The following is a 14,787-nucleotide window of genomic DNA, read 5'->3' on the forward strand; positions in this document are numbered from 1 at the left end:
CAGCAGCCTGTAGGTAGCCGGAATGTCACACTCCGAACGTCACGCTTCGACCAGTCTGCGGTGATTCGCCAGACTTTTCGACTCGGGCCCGGGTTGCGGAACGGCGAAGGGGCCGGACGCCCGCCTTCCGGCGGTCGTCCGGCCCCTTCGGAGCACTACGGGAGGCGTCAGGCGCCGATCGCGTGCAGGCCGCCGTCCACGTGGACGATCTCGCCGGTCGTCTTCGGGAACCAGTCGGAGAGCAGCGCGACGATGGCGCGGCCGGCCGGGTCCGGGTCGGACAGGTCCCACTCCAGCGGGGAGCGGGAGTCCCAGACGCTCGCCAGCTCGCCGAAGCCCGGGATGGACTTCGCGGCCATCGAACCGAGCGGACCGGCCGAGACCAGGTTGCAGCGGATGTTCTGCTTGCCCAGGTCACGCGCCATGTAGCGGCTGGTGGCCTCCAGGGCGGCCTTGGCCGGGCCCATCCAGTCGTACTGCGGCCAGGCGAACTTCGCGTCGAAGGTGAGGCCGACGACCGAACCGCCCTCGCTCATCAGCGGGAGCAGCGCCATCGTCAGGGACTTCAGCGAGAAGGCCGAGACGTGCATGGCGGTCGAGACCGACTCGAACGGCGTGTTGAGGAAGTTGCCGCCGAGCGCGTCCTGCGGGGCGAAGCCGATGGAGTGCACGACCCCGTCGAGGCGGTCGCCCAGCTGCTCGCGGACCTGGCCCTCCAGGCGCGCGAGGTGCTCGTCGTTGGAGACGTCGAGCTCCAGGACCTTCACGTTCTCGGGCTTGGGGAGCTTCTTGGCGATGCGCTCCGTCAGCGTGGGCCGGGGCCAGGCGGTGAGGATGATCTCCGCGCCCTGCTCCTGGGCCAGCTTCGCGGCGTGGAAGGCGATGGAGGACTCCATCAGCACACCGGTGATCAGGATGCGCTTGCCCTCGAGAATTCCGCTCATGTGATCAGTGACCCATGCCCAATCCGCCGTCAACCGGGATGACGGCTCCAGTGATGTACGAGGCGTCGTCCGAGGCGAGGAACTTCACCGCGGCGGCGATCTCCTCGGGCTGCGCGTAACGGCCCAGCGGTACCTGGGACACGATGCCGGCGCGCTGCTCGTCGGTGAGGACGGCGGTCATGTCGGTGTCGACGAAACCGGGCGCGACGACGTTGAAGGTGAGGTTGCGCGACCCCAGTTCCCGGGCGAGGGAACGCGCGAAACCGACCAGTCCGGCCTTCGAGGCGGCGTAGTTCGCCTGGCCCGCGGAGCCGAGCAGACCGACGACCGAGGAGATCAGCACGACGCGGCCCTTCCTGGCGCGCAGCATGCCGCGGTTGGCGCGCTTCACGACCCGGAAGGTGCCGGTGAGGTTGGTGTCGAGGACGGACGTGAAGTCCTCCTCGGACATGCGCATGAGGAGCTGGTCCTTCGTCACGCCGGCGTTGGCCACGAGGACCTCGACCGGACCGTGCTTCTCCTCGATCTCCTTGTACGCCTGGTCCACCTGCTCGGTGTCCGTGATGTCGCAGCGGACGGCCAGGAAGCCGGCCTTCTCCAGCTCCGCGGGGTCGCCGGAGCGGTACGTGATCGCGACCTTGTCGCCGGCCTCGGCGAACGCGCGGGCGATGGCGAGGCCGATGCCCCGGTTTCCTCCGGTGACGAGAACCGAGCGGCTCAACGGATCACCCTTTCGATAGCGGTCTGGTATGCCGAAAACCTATCGGTCCGTTCCTCGATACGGAGAATCGGGCCCTGACAGTGGCGTACGGATGTCACTGTCGGATCCCTACAGAATGGTCTGGGCATCCCGGCGTAAAGCGCGACATGATCAGGGACGACCGGTCTCACACGACAGGAGACAGCTGTGCCATCTGGCCCCCATTCCCTCGACGAAGCATTCACGGCGCTTCCGCTGCGGGCACTCGCCGACGCGGCGCTCGCCCGCGCGCGGGCGCTCGGCGCCGACCACGCCGACTTCCGCCTGGAGCGGGTGCGCAGCGCCTCGTGGCGGCTGCGGGACGCGAAGCCGTCCGGCTCCTCGGACACCACCGACCTCGGCTACGCGGTGCGGGTGGTGCACGGCGGGGCCTGGGGCTTCGCCTCCGGCGTCGACCTCACCATGGACGGGGCCGCCAAGGTCGCCTCGCAGGCGGTGGCCATGGCCAAGCTGTCGGCGAAGGTGATCGCGGCGGCCGGGTCCACCGAGCGCGTGGAGCTGGCCGCGGAGCCCGTGCACGCGGAGAAGGTGTGGGTCTCCTCGTACGAGATCGACCCCTTCGCCGTCTCCGCGGAGGAGAAGAGCGGGCTGCTCGCCGACTGGAGCGCGCGGCTGCTGCGCGCCGACGGCGTGGCGCACGTGGACGCCTCGCTGCTCACGGTGCACGAGAACAAGTTCTACGCGGACACCGCGGGCACCGTCACCACCCAGCAGCGCGTCCGGCTGCACCCGCAGCTGACCGCGGTCGCCGTCGACGAGACCACCGGCGAGTTCGACTCGATGCGGACCATCGCGCCGCCGGTCGGGCGAGGCTGGGAGTACCTGACGGGCACCGGCTGGGACTGGGACAAGGAGCTCGACGAGATCCCGGGGCTGCTCGCCGAGAAGATGCGGGCGCCGAGCGTCGAGGCCGGCCGCTACGACCTGGTCGTCGACCCGTCGAACCTGTGGCTCACCATCCACGAGTCCATCGGCCACGCCACCGAGCTGGACCGCGCCCTCGGCTACGAGGCGGCGTACGCGGGCACCTCCTTCGCCACCTTCGACCAGCTGGGCAAGCTGGCGTACGGCTCCTCGGTCATGAACGTGACCGGTGACCGCACCGCCGAGCACGGGCTCGCCACCATCGGCTACGACGACGAGGGCGTCCAGGCCCAGTCCTGGGACCTGGTGAAGGACGGCACGCTCGTCGGCTACCAGCTGGACCGGCGGATCGCGAAGCTGACCGGTCTCGGCCGCTCCAACGGCTGCGCCTTCGCCGACTCCCCCGGCCACGTGCCGGTGCAGCGGATGGCCAACGTGTCGCTCCAGCCGGACCCGGGCGGGCTGTCCACCGAGGACCTGATCGGGGGCGTGGAGCGGGGCATCTACGTGGTCGGCGACCGTTCCTGGTCGATCGACATGCAGCGCTACAACTTCCAGTTCACCGGCCAGCGCTTCTTCCGCATCGAGAACGGGCGGCTCGCCGGCCAGCTGCGGGACGTCGCGTACCAGGCGACGACCACCGACTTCTGGGGCTCCATGGAGCAGGTCGGCGGCCCGCAGACGTACGTGCTCGGCGGCGCGTTCAACTGCGGCAAGGCCCAGCCGGGCCAGGTCGCCGCCGTGTCCCACGGCTGCCCCTCCGCCCTCTTCCGGGGCGTCAACATCCTGAACACGACGCAGGAGGCCGGTCGATGAGCCGCGTCAGCAAGCCGTACGAGATCGTCGAGAAGGCCCTGGAGCTGTCCCGCGCGGACGGCTGCGTCGTCATCGCCGACGAGGAGTCCTCGGCCAACCTGCGCTGGGCCGGCAACGCGCTCACCACCAACGGCGTGACCCGCGGCCGCACCCTCACCGTGATCGCCACCGTGGACGGCGCCCAGGGCACCGCCTCCGGCGTCGTCTCGCGCTCGGCCGTGACCGCGGCCGACCTGGAGCCGCTGGTCCGCGAGGCGGAGGCCGCCGCGCGGGCGGCCGGGCCCGCCGAGGACGCCCAGCCGCTGGTGACGGGCGTGCCCTCGTCGCCCGACTTCACGGACGCGCCGGCGGAGACCACCTCCGCGGTCTTCGACGCGTTCGCGCCCGCGCTCGGCGAGGCCTTCGCCCGGGCCCGGGCCGGCGGCCGGGAACTGTACGGATTCGCCAACCACGAGTTCACCTCCAGCTACCTCGGCACGTCCACCGGGCTCCGGCTCCGGCACGACCAGCCGAAGGGCACCCTGGAGCTCAACGCCAAGTCGCCGGACCGCTCGCGCTCGGCGTGGGCGGGGCGCTCGACCCGCGACTTCAAGGACGTCGACCCGGCCGCGCTCGACGCCGAGCTCGCGGTCCGGCTCGGCTGGGCCGAGCGCCGGATCGAGCTGCCCGCCGGGCGGTACGAGACGCTGCTGCCGCCGACCGCCGTGGCCGACCTGCTGATCTACCAGCTGTGGTCCTCGACGGCCCGGGACGCGGTGGAGGGCCGGACGGTCTTCTCCAAGCCCGGTGGCGGCACCCGGCTCGGCGAGACCCTCTCGCCGCTGCCGCTGACCCTGCGCAGCGACCCGAACGAGCCGGGCCTGGAGTCCGCGCCGTTCGTGATCGCCCACTCCTCCGGCGACGACTCGTCCGTCTTCGACAACGGCCTGCCGGTCGAGCCGGTGGACTGGGTACGGGACGGGAAGCTGGCCCATCTGATCACCACCCGGCACACCGCGGGCCTTACTCACTTGCCCGTGGCCCCGGGAGCGGGGAACCTGATCCTGGACGGCGGCGGCGAGCGCTCCCTGGACGAGATGGTCGCGGCCACCGAGCGGGGCCTGCTGCTGACCTGCCTCTGGTACATCCGCGAGGTCGATCCGGCGACGCTGCTGCTCACCGGCCTGACCCGGGACGGCGTCTACCTCGTCGAGAACGGCGAGGTGGTCGGCGAGGTGAACAACTTCCGGTTCAACGAGTCGCCGGTGGACCTGCTGTCGCGGGCCACCGAGGCGGGCCGGACGGAGAAGACGCTGCCGCGCGAGTGGAGCGACTGGTTCACCCGGGCCGCGATGCCCGCCCTGCGGGTGCCGGACTTCAACATGAGCTCGGTCAGCAAGGGCGTCTGACCCGCCTAGACTGGCCGGGACAACCATGACCGCCAACCATCACTAGGAGACGGACGACGTGACCGACATCGTCGACGAGCTGAAGTGGCGTGGGCTCTTCGCCCAGTCCACCGACGAAGAGGCCCTGCGCAAGGCCCTCGCGGACGGTCCCGTCACGTTCTATTGCGGTTTCGACCCGACCGCGGCCAGTCTCCACGTCGGCCACCTGGTCCAGGTGCTCACCGTCCGCCGGCTCCAGCGGGCCGGGCACCGGCCGCTGGCGCTGGTCGGCGGGGCCACCGGCCAGATCGGTGACCCTCGGCCGACCGCCGAGCGCACCCTGAACGACCCCGAGACGGTCGCGAACTGGGTGAACCGGCTGCGCTCGCAGATCGAGCCGTTCCTCTCCTTCGAGGGCGAGAACGGCGCGGTCATGGTCAACAACCTGGACTGGACCGCCGGCCTGTCGGCGATCGAGTTCCTGCGGGACATCGGCAAGCACTTCCGGGTCAACAAGATGCTGACCAAGGACTCCGTCGCCCGGCGCCTGGAGTCCGAGCAGGGCATCAGCTACACGGAGTTCAGCTACCAGCTGCTCCAGGCCATGGACTTCCTGGAGCTGTACCGGCGGCACGGCTGCACGCTGCAGCAGGGCGGCTCGGACCAGTGGGGCAACCTGGTGGCCGGGCTCGACCTGATCCACCGGCTGGAGCCGGAGGCGCAGGTCCACGCGCTGGCGACGCCGCTGATGGTCAAGGCCGACGGCACCAAGTTCGGCAAGACCGAGAGCGGCGCCGTCTGGCTCGACCCGGAGATGACCACCCCGTACGCGTTCTACCAGTTCTGGCTGAACGTGGACGACCGGGACATCTCCACGTACCTGCGGATCCTGTCCTTCAAGTCCCGCGAGGAGCTGGAGGAGCTGGAGAAGCTGACGGCGGAGCGGCCGCAGGCCCGTACCGCCCAGCGGGCGCTCGCCGAGGAGCTCACCACCCTGGTGCACGGCGCCGACCAGTGCCAGGCGGTCATCGACGCCTCCAAGGCGCTCTTCGGCCAGGGCGAGCTGTCCGAGCTGGACGGTCCGACCCTCGCGGCGGCCCTCTCCGAGCTGCCGCACGCGCAGGTGTCGGAGCTCGGCCTGGTGGTGGACCTGTTCACCGAGGTCGGCCTGGCGCCGAGCAAGTCGGGCGCCCGCCGCACGGTGAAGGAGGGCGGCGCCTACCTGAACAACGTGAAGGTGACCGCCGAGGACGCCGCGGTGTCGGCGGACGAGCTGCTGCACGGGCGCTGGCTGGTGCTGCGCCGGGGCAAGAAGAACCTGGCGGCGATCGAGTTCGTCGGCTAGTCCGAGGCCGTGATCAGGGCGGAGGCCCGGTACGCGCGCGGTGCGCGTACCGGGCCTCCGTGCTGCCCGGGTGCTGTCGGCCGGCCGCTCAGGCCCGCTGTTTGTTGCCCTTGATCGAGGTCCACAGCATGTCCCCCACGCCCACCACGGCGATGGCGCCGATGAGCTGGAGCAGATGACGGGTCCAGTCGATGCCCTTGGTGTCGTTGACCCCGATCCAGGTCGCGACCGCGTTGCCGAGCACGCTTCCGACAATGCCGAACACGGTCGTCAACCACAGCGGGATCTGCTGCTTGCCCGGGAGGATCGCCTTCGCGATCAGACCCAGGACGAAGCCCACAATGATCGCCCACAACCAACCCATCGCCGCCTCCTCGTGCGCATGTGTGCCCAGTCTCGGGCCGTGGCCCATACGGCGCATGTCGGGCGACTCCATCCGTGCCCCGGTCTCCTCCGCCGGGAGGGACCGGCGTACCGTGGAAGCAGGTACGGACCGGGGAGAGTCCGGCACGGCTGCTGGGTGGTGGAATGTGATGCGGAAGCATGGCGGTACCGAGGTCTTCCGGATCACCGGCGCCCGGCAGGGCCTCGCCGACGACGTCCGCGGCCGGCAGCGGCGGTACGTCATCTCGATGTCGATCCGCACGCTCTCCGTGATCGCGGCCGCCTCGCTGTGGAACGTGGAGCGGTACGTGGCCGTCGTGGCGCTCGTGATCGGGGCGCTGCTCCCCTATGTCGCGGTGGTGATCGCCAACGCCGGACGCGAGTCCGCGCCGTCCCTTCCCTCCTCGTTCATCCCCCCGCCGGTACGGCCTGAGCTGGAAGCCGATGCGGAACGCCGGGACGGCGGAAACGATCACGCAGCGTGAGCGCGAAGCTCAAGAAGCGCTCAGATCAATCGTGAAGTTCCGGTGCACCGCACCCCATGGGCCATGACATACTGCCTACGCGCTCCGCATCCCCCGTCGGAGCGACGGACCGATGCCGGGCAGCTCCCCCCGTGGCTGCTCGGCATCGCCCTTGCTGGACAATGACCCTGTGATCATTGGTCCAGTGAGCGAAGAGAAGCCGATCTGTTCCGCCAAGGGCTGCCGGGCCGATGCCGTCTGGGTCCTCGCCTGGAACAACCCCAAGCTGCACACGCCGGAGCGGCGCAAGACCTGGCTCGCGTGCGAGGAGCACCGCGAGCACCTCTCCCAGTTCCTGGGCGTACGGGGTTTCCTGAAGGACGTCGTCCCCTTCGCCGAGTGGGACTCAGCCGCCGATCGCTGACATCGGCCGGTCGGGCTGGAGGAAGTCCGGGTCGTCCAGGCCCGAGCCGGCCTTCTTGCCCCACATCGCCTTCCGCCAGATCTCGGCGACCGCCTCGTCCGGCGCGCCCGAGCGGAGCGTGGCCCGCAGGTCGGTCTCCTCGGTGGCGAACAGACAGGTCCGCACCTGGCCGTCGGCGGTGAGCCGGGTACGGTCGCAGGCCCGGCAGAACGGGCGGGTGACGGAGGCGATGACGCCGACCGTGTGCGGGCCGCCGTCGACGGTCCAGCGCTCGGCGGGGGCCGAGCCGCGCTCGCCCTCACCCTCGGCGGTCAGCGCGAAGCGGGTGCGCAGCGACTCCAGGATGTCCCCGGCGGTGATCATGCCGTCGCGCTTCCAGCCGTGCTGGGCGTCGAGCGGCATCTGCTCGATGAAGCGGAGCTCGTACCCCTCGGCGATGGCCCAGGCGAGCAGGTCGGGGGCCTCGTCGGCGTTGAGTCCGGGCATCAGGACGGCGTTGACCTTGACCGGGGTGAGTCCGGCGTCGCGAGCGGCGGCCATGCCGTCGAGGACGTCGTGGTGCCGGTCGCGGCGGGTGAGGGTCTTGAAGACCTCGGGGCGCAGGGTGTCGAGCGAGACGTTGACCCGGTCGAGGCCGGCCGCCTTGAGGGCGGCGGCGGTGCGCTTGAGGCCGATGCCGTTGGTGGTGAGCGACATGCGGGGGCGGGACTCCAGGGCGGCGCAGCGCTCGACGATGCCGACGAGGCCGGGGCGGAGCAGCGGCTCGCCGCCGGTGAAGCGGACCTCGGTGACGCCCAGGTCGGTGACGGCGATGCGGATCAGCCGGACGATCTCGTCGTCGGTGAGCAGATCCGGCTTGGCCAGCCACTGGAGGCCCTCTTCGGGCATGCAGTAGGTGCAGCGCAGGTTGCACCGGTCGGTCAGGGAGACGCGCAGGTCGGTGGCGACCCGCCCGTAGGTGTCGATGAGCACTGGGCCCCCCTCCCCTTCTTCCGCCGGATGGTCCCGGTCTCTCTCGTTCGAGCCTACGTGACCGGTCGGACACCGGGCACGGCCCGATTGTCACGAGGACCGGACCGGCCGCGTCGTAGAACTCTACGACGCGGCCGCCGGACGACTGCGGACGGTATCCGGATCAGTGCGCTCCGGTGCCGGTGAGCGACTTGACCTCCAGCTCCGCGTACTTGCCCTTGTCCGGCCGCTCCTTGGAGAGGACCGAGCCGAGCCAGCCGAGCAGGAAGCCGAGCGGGATGGAGACGAGGCCCGGGTTCTCCAGCGGGAACCAGTAGAAGTCCACGCTCTTGAACATCGAGGTGGGCTTGCCGGAGACGACCGGCGAGAACAGCACCAGGACGACCGCGGAGATCAGTCCGCCGTAGATCGACCAGAGCGCTCCGGTGGTGGTGAAGCGCTTCCAGAAGAGGCTGTAGAGGATCGTCGGCAGGTTGGCGGAGGCCGCGACGGCGAAGGCCAGGGCGACCAGGCCGGCCACGTTGAGGTCGCGGGCGAGGGCGCCGAGGGCGATCGAGACGATGCCGATGAGGACGGTGGCCCAGCGGGCGGCCCGTACCTCCTCCTTCTCGGTGGCCTGGCCGCGGCGGATCACGTTGGCGTAGATGTCGTGCGCGAACGACGAGGACGAGGCGAGGGTGAGGCCGGCGACGACGGCGAGGATGGTCGCGAAGGCGACGGCGGAGATGACGGCGAGCAGCAGCGCGCCGCCCGTCGATCCGGCGCCGCCGCCGATCTCCAGGGCGGCGAGCGGGGCCGCGGTGTTGCCGGCCTTGTTGGAGGCGATGATGTCGCTGTTCTTGAGCAGGGCGGCGGCGCCGAAGCCGAGCACGATCGTCATCAGGTAGAAGGCGCCGATGATGCCGATGGCCCAGTTGACGGACTTACGGGCGGCCTTGGCGGTGGGCACCGTGTAGAAGCGGATGAGGATGTGCGGCAGGCCGGCCGTGCCGAGGACGAGCGCGATGCCGAGGGAGAGGAAGTCCAGCTTCGAGGTGCCGGTGGCGCCGTACTTGAGGCCGGGCTTGAGGAATGCCTCGCCCTTGCCGCTGTTGGTGGCGGCGGCGCCGAGCAGCTCGGAGACGTTGAAGTGGAACTTCAGCAGGATGAGGAAGGTGATCAGCAGCGTGCCCGCGATGAGCAGCACGGCCTTGACCATCTGCACCCAGGTGGTGCCCTTCATGCCGCCGATGGTCACGTACACGATCATCAGGACGCCGACGAGGGCGACGATCGCGACCTTGCCGCCGTCGCTGGTGATGCCGAGCAGCAGCGAGACGAGGACGCCGGCGCCGGCCATCTGGGCGAGCAGGTAGAAGATCGAGACGACGATGGTGGAGGTGCCCGCCGCGGTGCGGACGGGGCGCTGGCGCATCCGGTAGGCGAGGACGTCGCCCATGGTGAAGCGGCCGGAGTTGCGCAGCGGTTCGGCGACCAGGAGCAGGGCGACGAGCCAGGCGACGAGGAAGCCGATGGAGTAGAGGAAGCCGTCGTAGCCGAAGAGGGCGATGGCTCCGGCGATGCCGAGGAAGGACGCGGCGGACATGTAGTCGCCGGAGATCGCGAGGCCGTTCTGGAAGCCGGTGAACTGGCGTCCGCCGGCGTAGAAGTCGGCGGCGCTGCGGGTCTGCCGGCCGGCCCAGACGGTGATGACGAGGGTGGCCACCACGAAGGCCGCGAACAGGCCGATGATCAGCGGGCGGTGCTCGCCGGCGCCGCTGCCGGCGGCGAGCAGGAGGGGGGTGTCGGCGGGGGTGCTCATGCGTCGGCCTCCATGCGCGCCTTGATGGCCTCGGCCTTCGGGTCGAGGCGGTGGGCCGCGTGCCGCGAGTAGAGCCAGGCGATGAGGAAGGTGGTCGCGAACTGACCGAGGCCGAGGACGAGGGCCACGTTGACGTTGCCGAACACCCGGGTGCCCATGAAGTCGCCCGCGTAGTTGCAGAGCAGGACGTACAGCAGGTACCAGGTGATGAAGGCGATCGTCAGGGGGAAGGCGAACGAGCGGTAGGTGCGGCGCAGTTCGCCGAACTCCTCGCCCTCCTGGACCTCGATGAACTGCTCCGTGGTGGGCTGGACGGGACCGTGCTCGGTCTCGGTGCCTCTCGGCGGCGGCGGTGCTTCGGTAGCCACGGAATCTCCTCGTGACGCGGGGACGGACGGCATGGACAAGGGGGCCTCACTGAGGTGCGGAGCGGGGGCTTCAGGACGGAGCCGGCTCCCTTGCTCAACGGCACGGAGGGCACCGCGAAGCGGTTCACGCCGAGGATTTCTTTTGCCCGATCTTCATGAAGTCTTCTCAACTCATTGAATCGTGGGGAAGATCGGCGATAGCTTCACTCGTCATGCACCTGTTCGCATGCAATCGGCGCGCGGACAGTACAGACGGATGATGTGGAGAACCCATGGCTCATCTGGGATCGAGGCGCGGCCGAGTACTCGCTCTGCCGGTTGGTCTCGCGCTCACGGCCTCGCTCGGCTTCCTGCCCTCCGGCGCCGCCTCCGCCGCGGAGCTGAGTGACGTCACGGCCGCCGTGTCCACCGACGGCCCGCAGCTCTCGTACGTCGTCAACGTCGAGGGGGGCCGCTGGACGGCCGCCTCGGTGAAGAAGGCGATCGCCGCCGCCGGCGGTGAAGTGGTCGTGTCCTACGACCAGATAGGCGTGATAGTCGTCCGCTCCAAGAACCCTGCGTTCGGCGACACGATCCGCAAGGTGCGCGGGGTGGCCTCGGCCGGCGCGACCCGTACGGCGCCGCTGAAGGCCGCCCAGGACGACTCCGTCGGCGAGGGCGACCAGGCCCTCACCCCGGCCGAGGTGAAGGCCGCCACGGCCGCCGCCACGGACGAGCAGGACCCGCTGGAGCCCCTGCAGTGGGACCTGCCGGCGATCAAGGCGGACAAGGCCCACCAGAAGACGCTGGGCAGCAAGCGCGTCACGGTCGGCATCATCGACACCGGTGTGGACGACACCCACCCGGACCTGGCGCCGAACTTCGACGCCAAGGCGTCCGCCAACTGCGTCAGCGGCAAGGCGGACACGACCCCCGGCTCGTGGCGTCCCAACGCGGGCGAGTCCGACCACGGCACGCACGTCGCGGGCACGATCGGCGCCGCCAAGAACGGCATCGGCGTCACCGGTGTCGCGCCGGGCGTGAAGCTGGCCGGCATCAAGGTGTCGACGCCCGACGGCTTCTTCTACACCGAGGCCGTGGTCTGCGGCTTCGTGTGGGCGGCCGAGCACGGCATCGACGTCACGAACAACAGCTACTACACCGACCCGTGGATGTTCGCGTGCAAGAACGACGCGGACCAGAAGGCCCTCATCGAGGCGGTCACCCGTGCGACCCGCTACGCGGAGCGCAGGGGCACGGTCAACGTCGCGGCGGCCGGCAACTCGAAGTTCGACCTCGCGGCCGACTCGATCGTGGACAACAGCAGCCCGAACGACACCACTCCCGGTGACCGGGTGATCAACCCGAAGGAGTGCTTCGACTACCCGGCGCAGCTGCCGGGCGTGGTGACGGTCTCCGCGACCGGCGCCAAGGAGCTGAAGGCGTCCTACTCCAACTACGGTCTCGGCGTCATCGACGTGGCGGCGCCCGGCGGCGACCGCACCGAGTACCAGACCCCGGACGCCCCGGCGGTCAACGGCCGCATCCTGTCGACCACGGTCAACGGCGGCTACAACTACAAGGCCGGCACCTCGATGGCCTCGCCGCACGTGGCGGGCGTCCTCGCGCTGCTGAAGTCGACCCACCCGCACGCCTCGCCGGCGGCCCTGAAGGCGCTGCTGTACGCGCAGGCCGACAAGCGCGCGTGCACCAACCCGTACGACATCGAGGGCGACGGCACCGTCGACGCGGTGTGCGAGGGCGGCAAGAACAAGAACGGCTTCTACGGCGCGGGCATCGTCGACGCGCTGGACGCGGTCCGCAGGTAAGCGGGTAGGACCGTCTTCTGATCGGTGATCAGGCCCTGGTGTGGTGCGCCACACCAGGGCCTCTTCATGTGGCACCGAGTGCCATCATGCGGGCATGGACACCACGGTGCGCAGCGGTACGGAGTTGTTGTGGTCGGCCCTGGGCGGCGATCCCGCCCTGCTCGACCGGGTCGTGTACGGCGGGCCCTCGGGGCTGTTGCCGGCCCGGCTGCCGGTGATGGACCTGGCGCGGGCGACCGTCGCGGTCTGCTCGCTGGCCGCCGTCGAGCACGCCGGGCTCGCGGGGCCGGCCCGGGTGGACGACGGGGCGGTGGCCACCGCGTTCGTGAGCGAGCGGCATCTGCGGGTGGACGGGCGGGCCCCGGTCAACTTCGCGCCCCTGTCCCGCTTCTGGCGCGCCGCCGACGGCTGGGTGCGCACCCACGCCAACTACCCGCACCACAAGGCCGCGCTGCTCGCCGCGCTCGGCGCCGCCGACTCGGTGGAGGCGGTCGCGGCGGCGATCGCCGGGCGGCCCGCGGTGGAGGTCGAGTCGCTCGTGTACGGGGCCGGGGGCCTCGCCGTCGCCCTGCGCACGCCCGAGGAGTGGGCCGCGACCGAGCAGGGCCGGGAGGTGGCGGCCCGGCCGCTGCTGAGCAGGGAGCGGCTGGACGAGGCGGCGCCCCGGGAGCGGGCGGGCCGCCGGCTGCGGGTGCTCGACCTGACCCGGGTCATCGCGGGCCCGGTCGCCACCCGGACGCTCGCGCTGCTCGGCGCGGACGTGCTGCGGATCGACCCGCCGGGCAACCCGGAGCTGCCGGACCAGCATGCCGAGACGGACGTCGGGAAGCGGACGGCCGCGCTGGACCTGGACCGTCCGTCGGACCGGCGCACCTTCGACGAGCTGCTCGACGCGGCGGACGTCCTGGTGACCGGGTACCGGCCGGGCGCCCTGGACCGCTTCGACCCGCACCGCCCCGGCCTGGTGGTGGCCCGGCTCTCCGCGTGGGGCGACTACGGGCCGTGGGCCGGGCGGCGCGGCTTCGACAGCCTGGTGCAGGTGGCGACGGGCATCGCGACCGTGGAGGGTTCGGCGGCGGAGCCGGGCGCGCTGCCGGCGCAGGCCCTGGACCACGGCACGGGCTATCTGCTGGCGGCGGCGGTGCTGCGCTCGCTGACCGAGCAGGACCGCGAGGGCGGCACCCGCCTGGTCCGGCTCGCCCTCGCGCAGACCGGGCACTGGCTGACGGGCACCCTCCCCCGCTACGAACCGGGGCGGTACCTGGCGGAGACGGACGGCCCGCTGGGGCGGCTGCGGCACGCGCTGTCGCCGGTGGCGTTCGAGGGCGGCCCGGCGGCCTGGTCGCGGCCGCCGGGGGTGGCGGGGGCGGACCGGCCCGCCTGGGTCACGGGCTGATCGCGCCGCGGGTGACGGCTACGGCCTGACGAGGACCTTGAGCGCGGTGCGCTCGTCCATGGCCCGGTAGCCCTCGGGGACGCCGTCCAGGCCGACGGTCAGGTCGAAGACCGGGGACGGGTCGATGGTGCCGTCCAGGATGTCCGGGAGCAGCTCGGGGATGTAGGCGCGGACGGGGGCGACACCGCCGCGCAGGGCGATGTTGCGGTCGAACATGACGGACAGGTCGAGGCCGGTGCCGCTGCCGTGCGGGACGCCGACGTAGCCGACGGAGCCGCCGTCGCGGGCGATGCCGACGGCGGTGCGCATGGACTGCTCGGTGCCGACGGCCTCGATGACGGCGTGGGCGCCCTGGCCGCCGGTGAGCTCGCGGACGGCGGCCTCGGCGGCCTCGCCGCGCTCGGCGACGACGTCGGTGGCGCCGAAGGCGCGGGCTATGTCGGTCCGGGCGGTGTGGCGGCCCAGCGCGATGATCCGGTCGGCGCCGAGCCGCTTGGCGGCGAGGACGCCGCACAGGCCGACGGCGCCGTCACCGACGACGGCGACGGTGGAGCCCTTGGTCACGCCGGCGCCGAGGGCGGCGTGGTGGCCGGTGCCCATGACGTCGGAGAGGGCGAGCAGGGCGGTGAGCAGGTGGTCGTCGGAGGCGGCCTCGGCGGGCAGCTTGACGAGGGTGCCGTCGGCGAAGGGGACCCGGACGGCCTCGCCCTGGCCGCCGTCGGAGCCGACGGAGCCCCAGAAGCCGCCGTTGGGGCAGGAGGTCTGGAGGCCCTCGGCGCAGTAGTCGCAGCTGCCGTCGGACCAGACGAAGGGCGCGACGACGAGGTCGCCCTTGCGGAAGCCGTGGACCTCGGCGCCGGCCTCCTCGACGATCCCGAGGAACTCGTGGCCGATGCGCTGGCCGGGCTGCCGGGCGGACTCGCCGCGGTAGGCCCACAGGTCGCTGCCGCAGATGCAGGCGCGGACCACCCGGACGACGACGTCCGTGGCGTCCTGGATCACCGGGTCGGGCACGTCCTGCACGCGCATGTCGAAGGGGGCGTGGATGGTGGTGGCGCGCATGACGGACGTTCC

At 71.3% G+C, this 14,787-nt stretch carries 14 protein-coding genes; 7 read left to right on the forward strand and 7 right to left on the reverse strand.

Going from position 1 to position 14,787, the window contains the following annotated elements:
- Positions 1-167 precede the first annotated feature (167 nt).
- The gene (gene fabI / locus AB0Q96_RS04890) at positions 168-944 is read right to left on the reverse strand and encodes an enoyl-ACP reductase FabI (RefSeq protein ID WP_365321732.1); all 777 of its coding nucleotides are present in this window, start codon (positions 942-944) and stop codon (positions 168-170) included.
- 4 nt (positions 945-948) lie between these two features.
- Positions 949-1,665, reverse strand: coding sequence for a 3-oxoacyl-[acyl-carrier-protein] reductase (gene fabG / locus AB0Q96_RS04895; protein ID WP_365321734.1), 717 nt, complete (start codon positions 1,663-1,665; stop codon positions 949-951).
- A gap of 186 nt (positions 1,666-1,851) precedes the next feature.
- Here fabG and AB0Q96_RS04900 point away from each other — a divergent pair, with 186 nt between their 5' ends.
- From AB0Q96_RS04900 to tyrS, 3 genes are read left to right on the forward strand one after another with little or no spacing between them, the layout of a single operon-like run.
- Entirely contained in the window at positions 1,852-3,384 is a 1,533-nt protein-coding gene (locus AB0Q96_RS04900; RefSeq protein ID WP_365321735.1) for a TldD/PmbA family protein, read from the forward strand.
- Positions 3,381-4,772: a metallopeptidase TldD-related protein gene (locus tag AB0Q96_RS04905; protein ID WP_365321737.1), complete on the forward strand. Its 1,392-nt coding sequence runs from the start codon at positions 3,381-3,383 to the stop codon at positions 4,770-4,772. Before AB0Q96_RS04900 ends, AB0Q96_RS04905 begins: the two co-directional genes overlap by 4 nt.
- 58 nt (positions 4,773-4,830) lie before the next feature.
- Positions 4,831-6,096 (forward strand): tyrosine--tRNA ligase, encoded by a 1,266-nt coding sequence (gene tyrS / locus AB0Q96_RS04910; protein WP_365321739.1) that lies wholly within the window; start codon positions 4,831-4,833, stop codon positions 6,094-6,096.
- An 88-nt stretch (positions 6,097-6,184) separates the two neighbouring features.
- On the opposite strand, the gene AB0Q96_RS04915 is transcribed toward tyrS, so the two are convergent.
- Positions 6,185-6,460, reverse strand: a complete 276-nt coding sequence (locus tag AB0Q96_RS04915) for a GlsB/YeaQ/YmgE family stress response membrane protein (RefSeq protein WP_365321741.1) — start codon at positions 6,458-6,460, stop codon at positions 6,185-6,187.
- A 169-nt stretch (positions 6,461-6,629) separates the two neighbouring features.
- On the opposite strand from AB0Q96_RS04915, the gene AB0Q96_RS04920 reads away from it, so the two are divergent.
- Positions 6,630-6,965, forward strand: a complete 336-nt coding sequence (locus tag AB0Q96_RS04920; RefSeq protein ID WP_365321743.1) for a DUF3099 domain-containing protein — start codon at positions 6,630-6,632, stop codon at positions 6,963-6,965.
- Positions 6,966-7,149: 184 nt separating this feature from the next.
- Positions 7,150-7,368 carry a hypothetical protein gene (locus tag AB0Q96_RS04925; protein ID WP_365321745.1) on the forward strand — a complete coding sequence of 73 codons (219 nt, stop codon included), beginning with the start codon at positions 7,150-7,152 and terminating at the stop codon, positions 7,366-7,368.
- Here AB0Q96_RS04925 and moaA read toward each other — a convergent pair.
- The 3 genes from moaA to AB0Q96_RS04940 form a co-directional block, all read right to left on the reverse strand.
- On the reverse strand, positions 7,351-8,340 hold the full coding sequence (gene moaA / locus AB0Q96_RS04930) for a GTP 3',8-cyclase MoaA (protein WP_365321747.1): 990 nt from the start codon (positions 8,338-8,340) through the stop codon (positions 7,351-7,353). The two genes, AB0Q96_RS04925 and moaA, sit on opposite strands and share 18 nt — an antisense overlap.
- A 163-nt stretch (positions 8,341-8,503) precedes the next feature.
- Complete coding sequence (locus AB0Q96_RS04935) at positions 8,504-10,141, reverse strand: cation acetate symporter (protein WP_365321748.1); 1,638 nt, start codon at positions 10,139-10,141, stop codon at positions 8,504-8,506.
- Positions 10,138-10,509 carry a DUF485 domain-containing protein gene (locus tag AB0Q96_RS04940; protein WP_365321750.1) on the reverse strand — a complete coding sequence of 124 codons (372 nt, stop codon included), beginning with the start codon at positions 10,507-10,509 and terminating at the stop codon, positions 10,138-10,140. The genes AB0Q96_RS04935 and AB0Q96_RS04940 overlap by 4 nt, the downstream gene beginning before the upstream one ends.
- A gap of 272 nt (positions 10,510-10,781) precedes the next feature.
- Between AB0Q96_RS04940 and AB0Q96_RS04945 the strand changes: the two genes are divergently transcribed.
- Positions 10,782-12,317 carry a S8 family serine peptidase gene (locus AB0Q96_RS04945; RefSeq protein ID WP_365321752.1) on the forward strand — a complete coding sequence of 512 codons (1,536 nt, stop codon included), beginning with the start codon at positions 10,782-10,784 and terminating at the stop codon, positions 12,315-12,317.
- 94 nt (positions 12,318-12,411) lie between these two features.
- A complete protein-coding gene (locus tag AB0Q96_RS04950) occupies positions 12,412-13,713 on the forward strand; it encodes a CoA transferase (protein ID WP_365321754.1) in 1,302 nt (433 codons plus the stop codon).
- Positions 13,714-13,731: 18 nt separating this feature from the next.
- Here the strand turns inward: AB0Q96_RS04950 and AB0Q96_RS04955 are convergent, their stop codons facing one another.
- Positions 13,732-14,775 carry a zinc-dependent alcohol dehydrogenase family protein gene (locus AB0Q96_RS04955; protein WP_365321756.1) on the reverse strand — a complete coding sequence of 348 codons (1,044 nt, stop codon included), beginning with the start codon at positions 14,773-14,775 and terminating at the stop codon, positions 13,732-13,734.
- Between the last annotated feature and the right edge of the window lie 12 nt (positions 14,776-14,787).

The organism is Streptomyces sp. NPDC093111 (assembly GCF_040683955.1).
Taxonomy (GTDB): domain Bacteria; phylum Actinomycetota; class Actinomycetes; order Streptomycetales; family Streptomycetaceae; genus Streptomyces.

Excerpts from the sequence above, each read along its gene's own strand:
- AB0Q96_RS04920 (WP_365321743.1), top strand. The coding sequence starts at position 6,630 with ATGCGGAAGCATGGCGGTACCGAGGTCTTCCGGATCACCGGCGCCCGG.
- AB0Q96_RS04955 (WP_365321756.1), bottom strand. The coding sequence starts at position 14,775 with ATGCGCGCCACCACCATCCACGCCCCCTTCGACATGCGCGTGCAGGAC.
- AB0Q96_RS04950 (WP_365321754.1), top strand. The coding sequence starts at position 12,412 with ATGGACACCACGGTGCGCAGCGGTACGGAGTTGTTGTGGTCGGCCCTG.
- fabI (WP_365321732.1), bottom strand. The coding sequence starts at position 944 with ATGAGCGGAATTCTCGAGGGCAAGCGCATCCTGATCACCGGTGTGCTG.
- AB0Q96_RS04935 (WP_365321748.1), bottom strand. The coding sequence starts at position 10,141 with ATGAGCACCCCCGCCGACACCCCCCTCCTGCTCGCCGCCGGCAGCGGC.
- AB0Q96_RS04905 (WP_365321737.1), top strand. The coding sequence starts at position 3,381 with ATGAGCCGCGTCAGCAAGCCGTACGAGATCGTCGAGAAGGCCCTGGAG.
- AB0Q96_RS04945 (WP_365321752.1), top strand. The coding sequence starts at position 10,782 with ATGGCTCATCTGGGATCGAGGCGCGGCCGAGTACTCGCTCTGCCGGTT.
- AB0Q96_RS04915 (WP_365321741.1), bottom strand. The coding sequence starts at position 6,460 with ATGGGTTGGTTGTGGGCGATCATTGTGGGCTTCGTCCTGGGTCTGATC.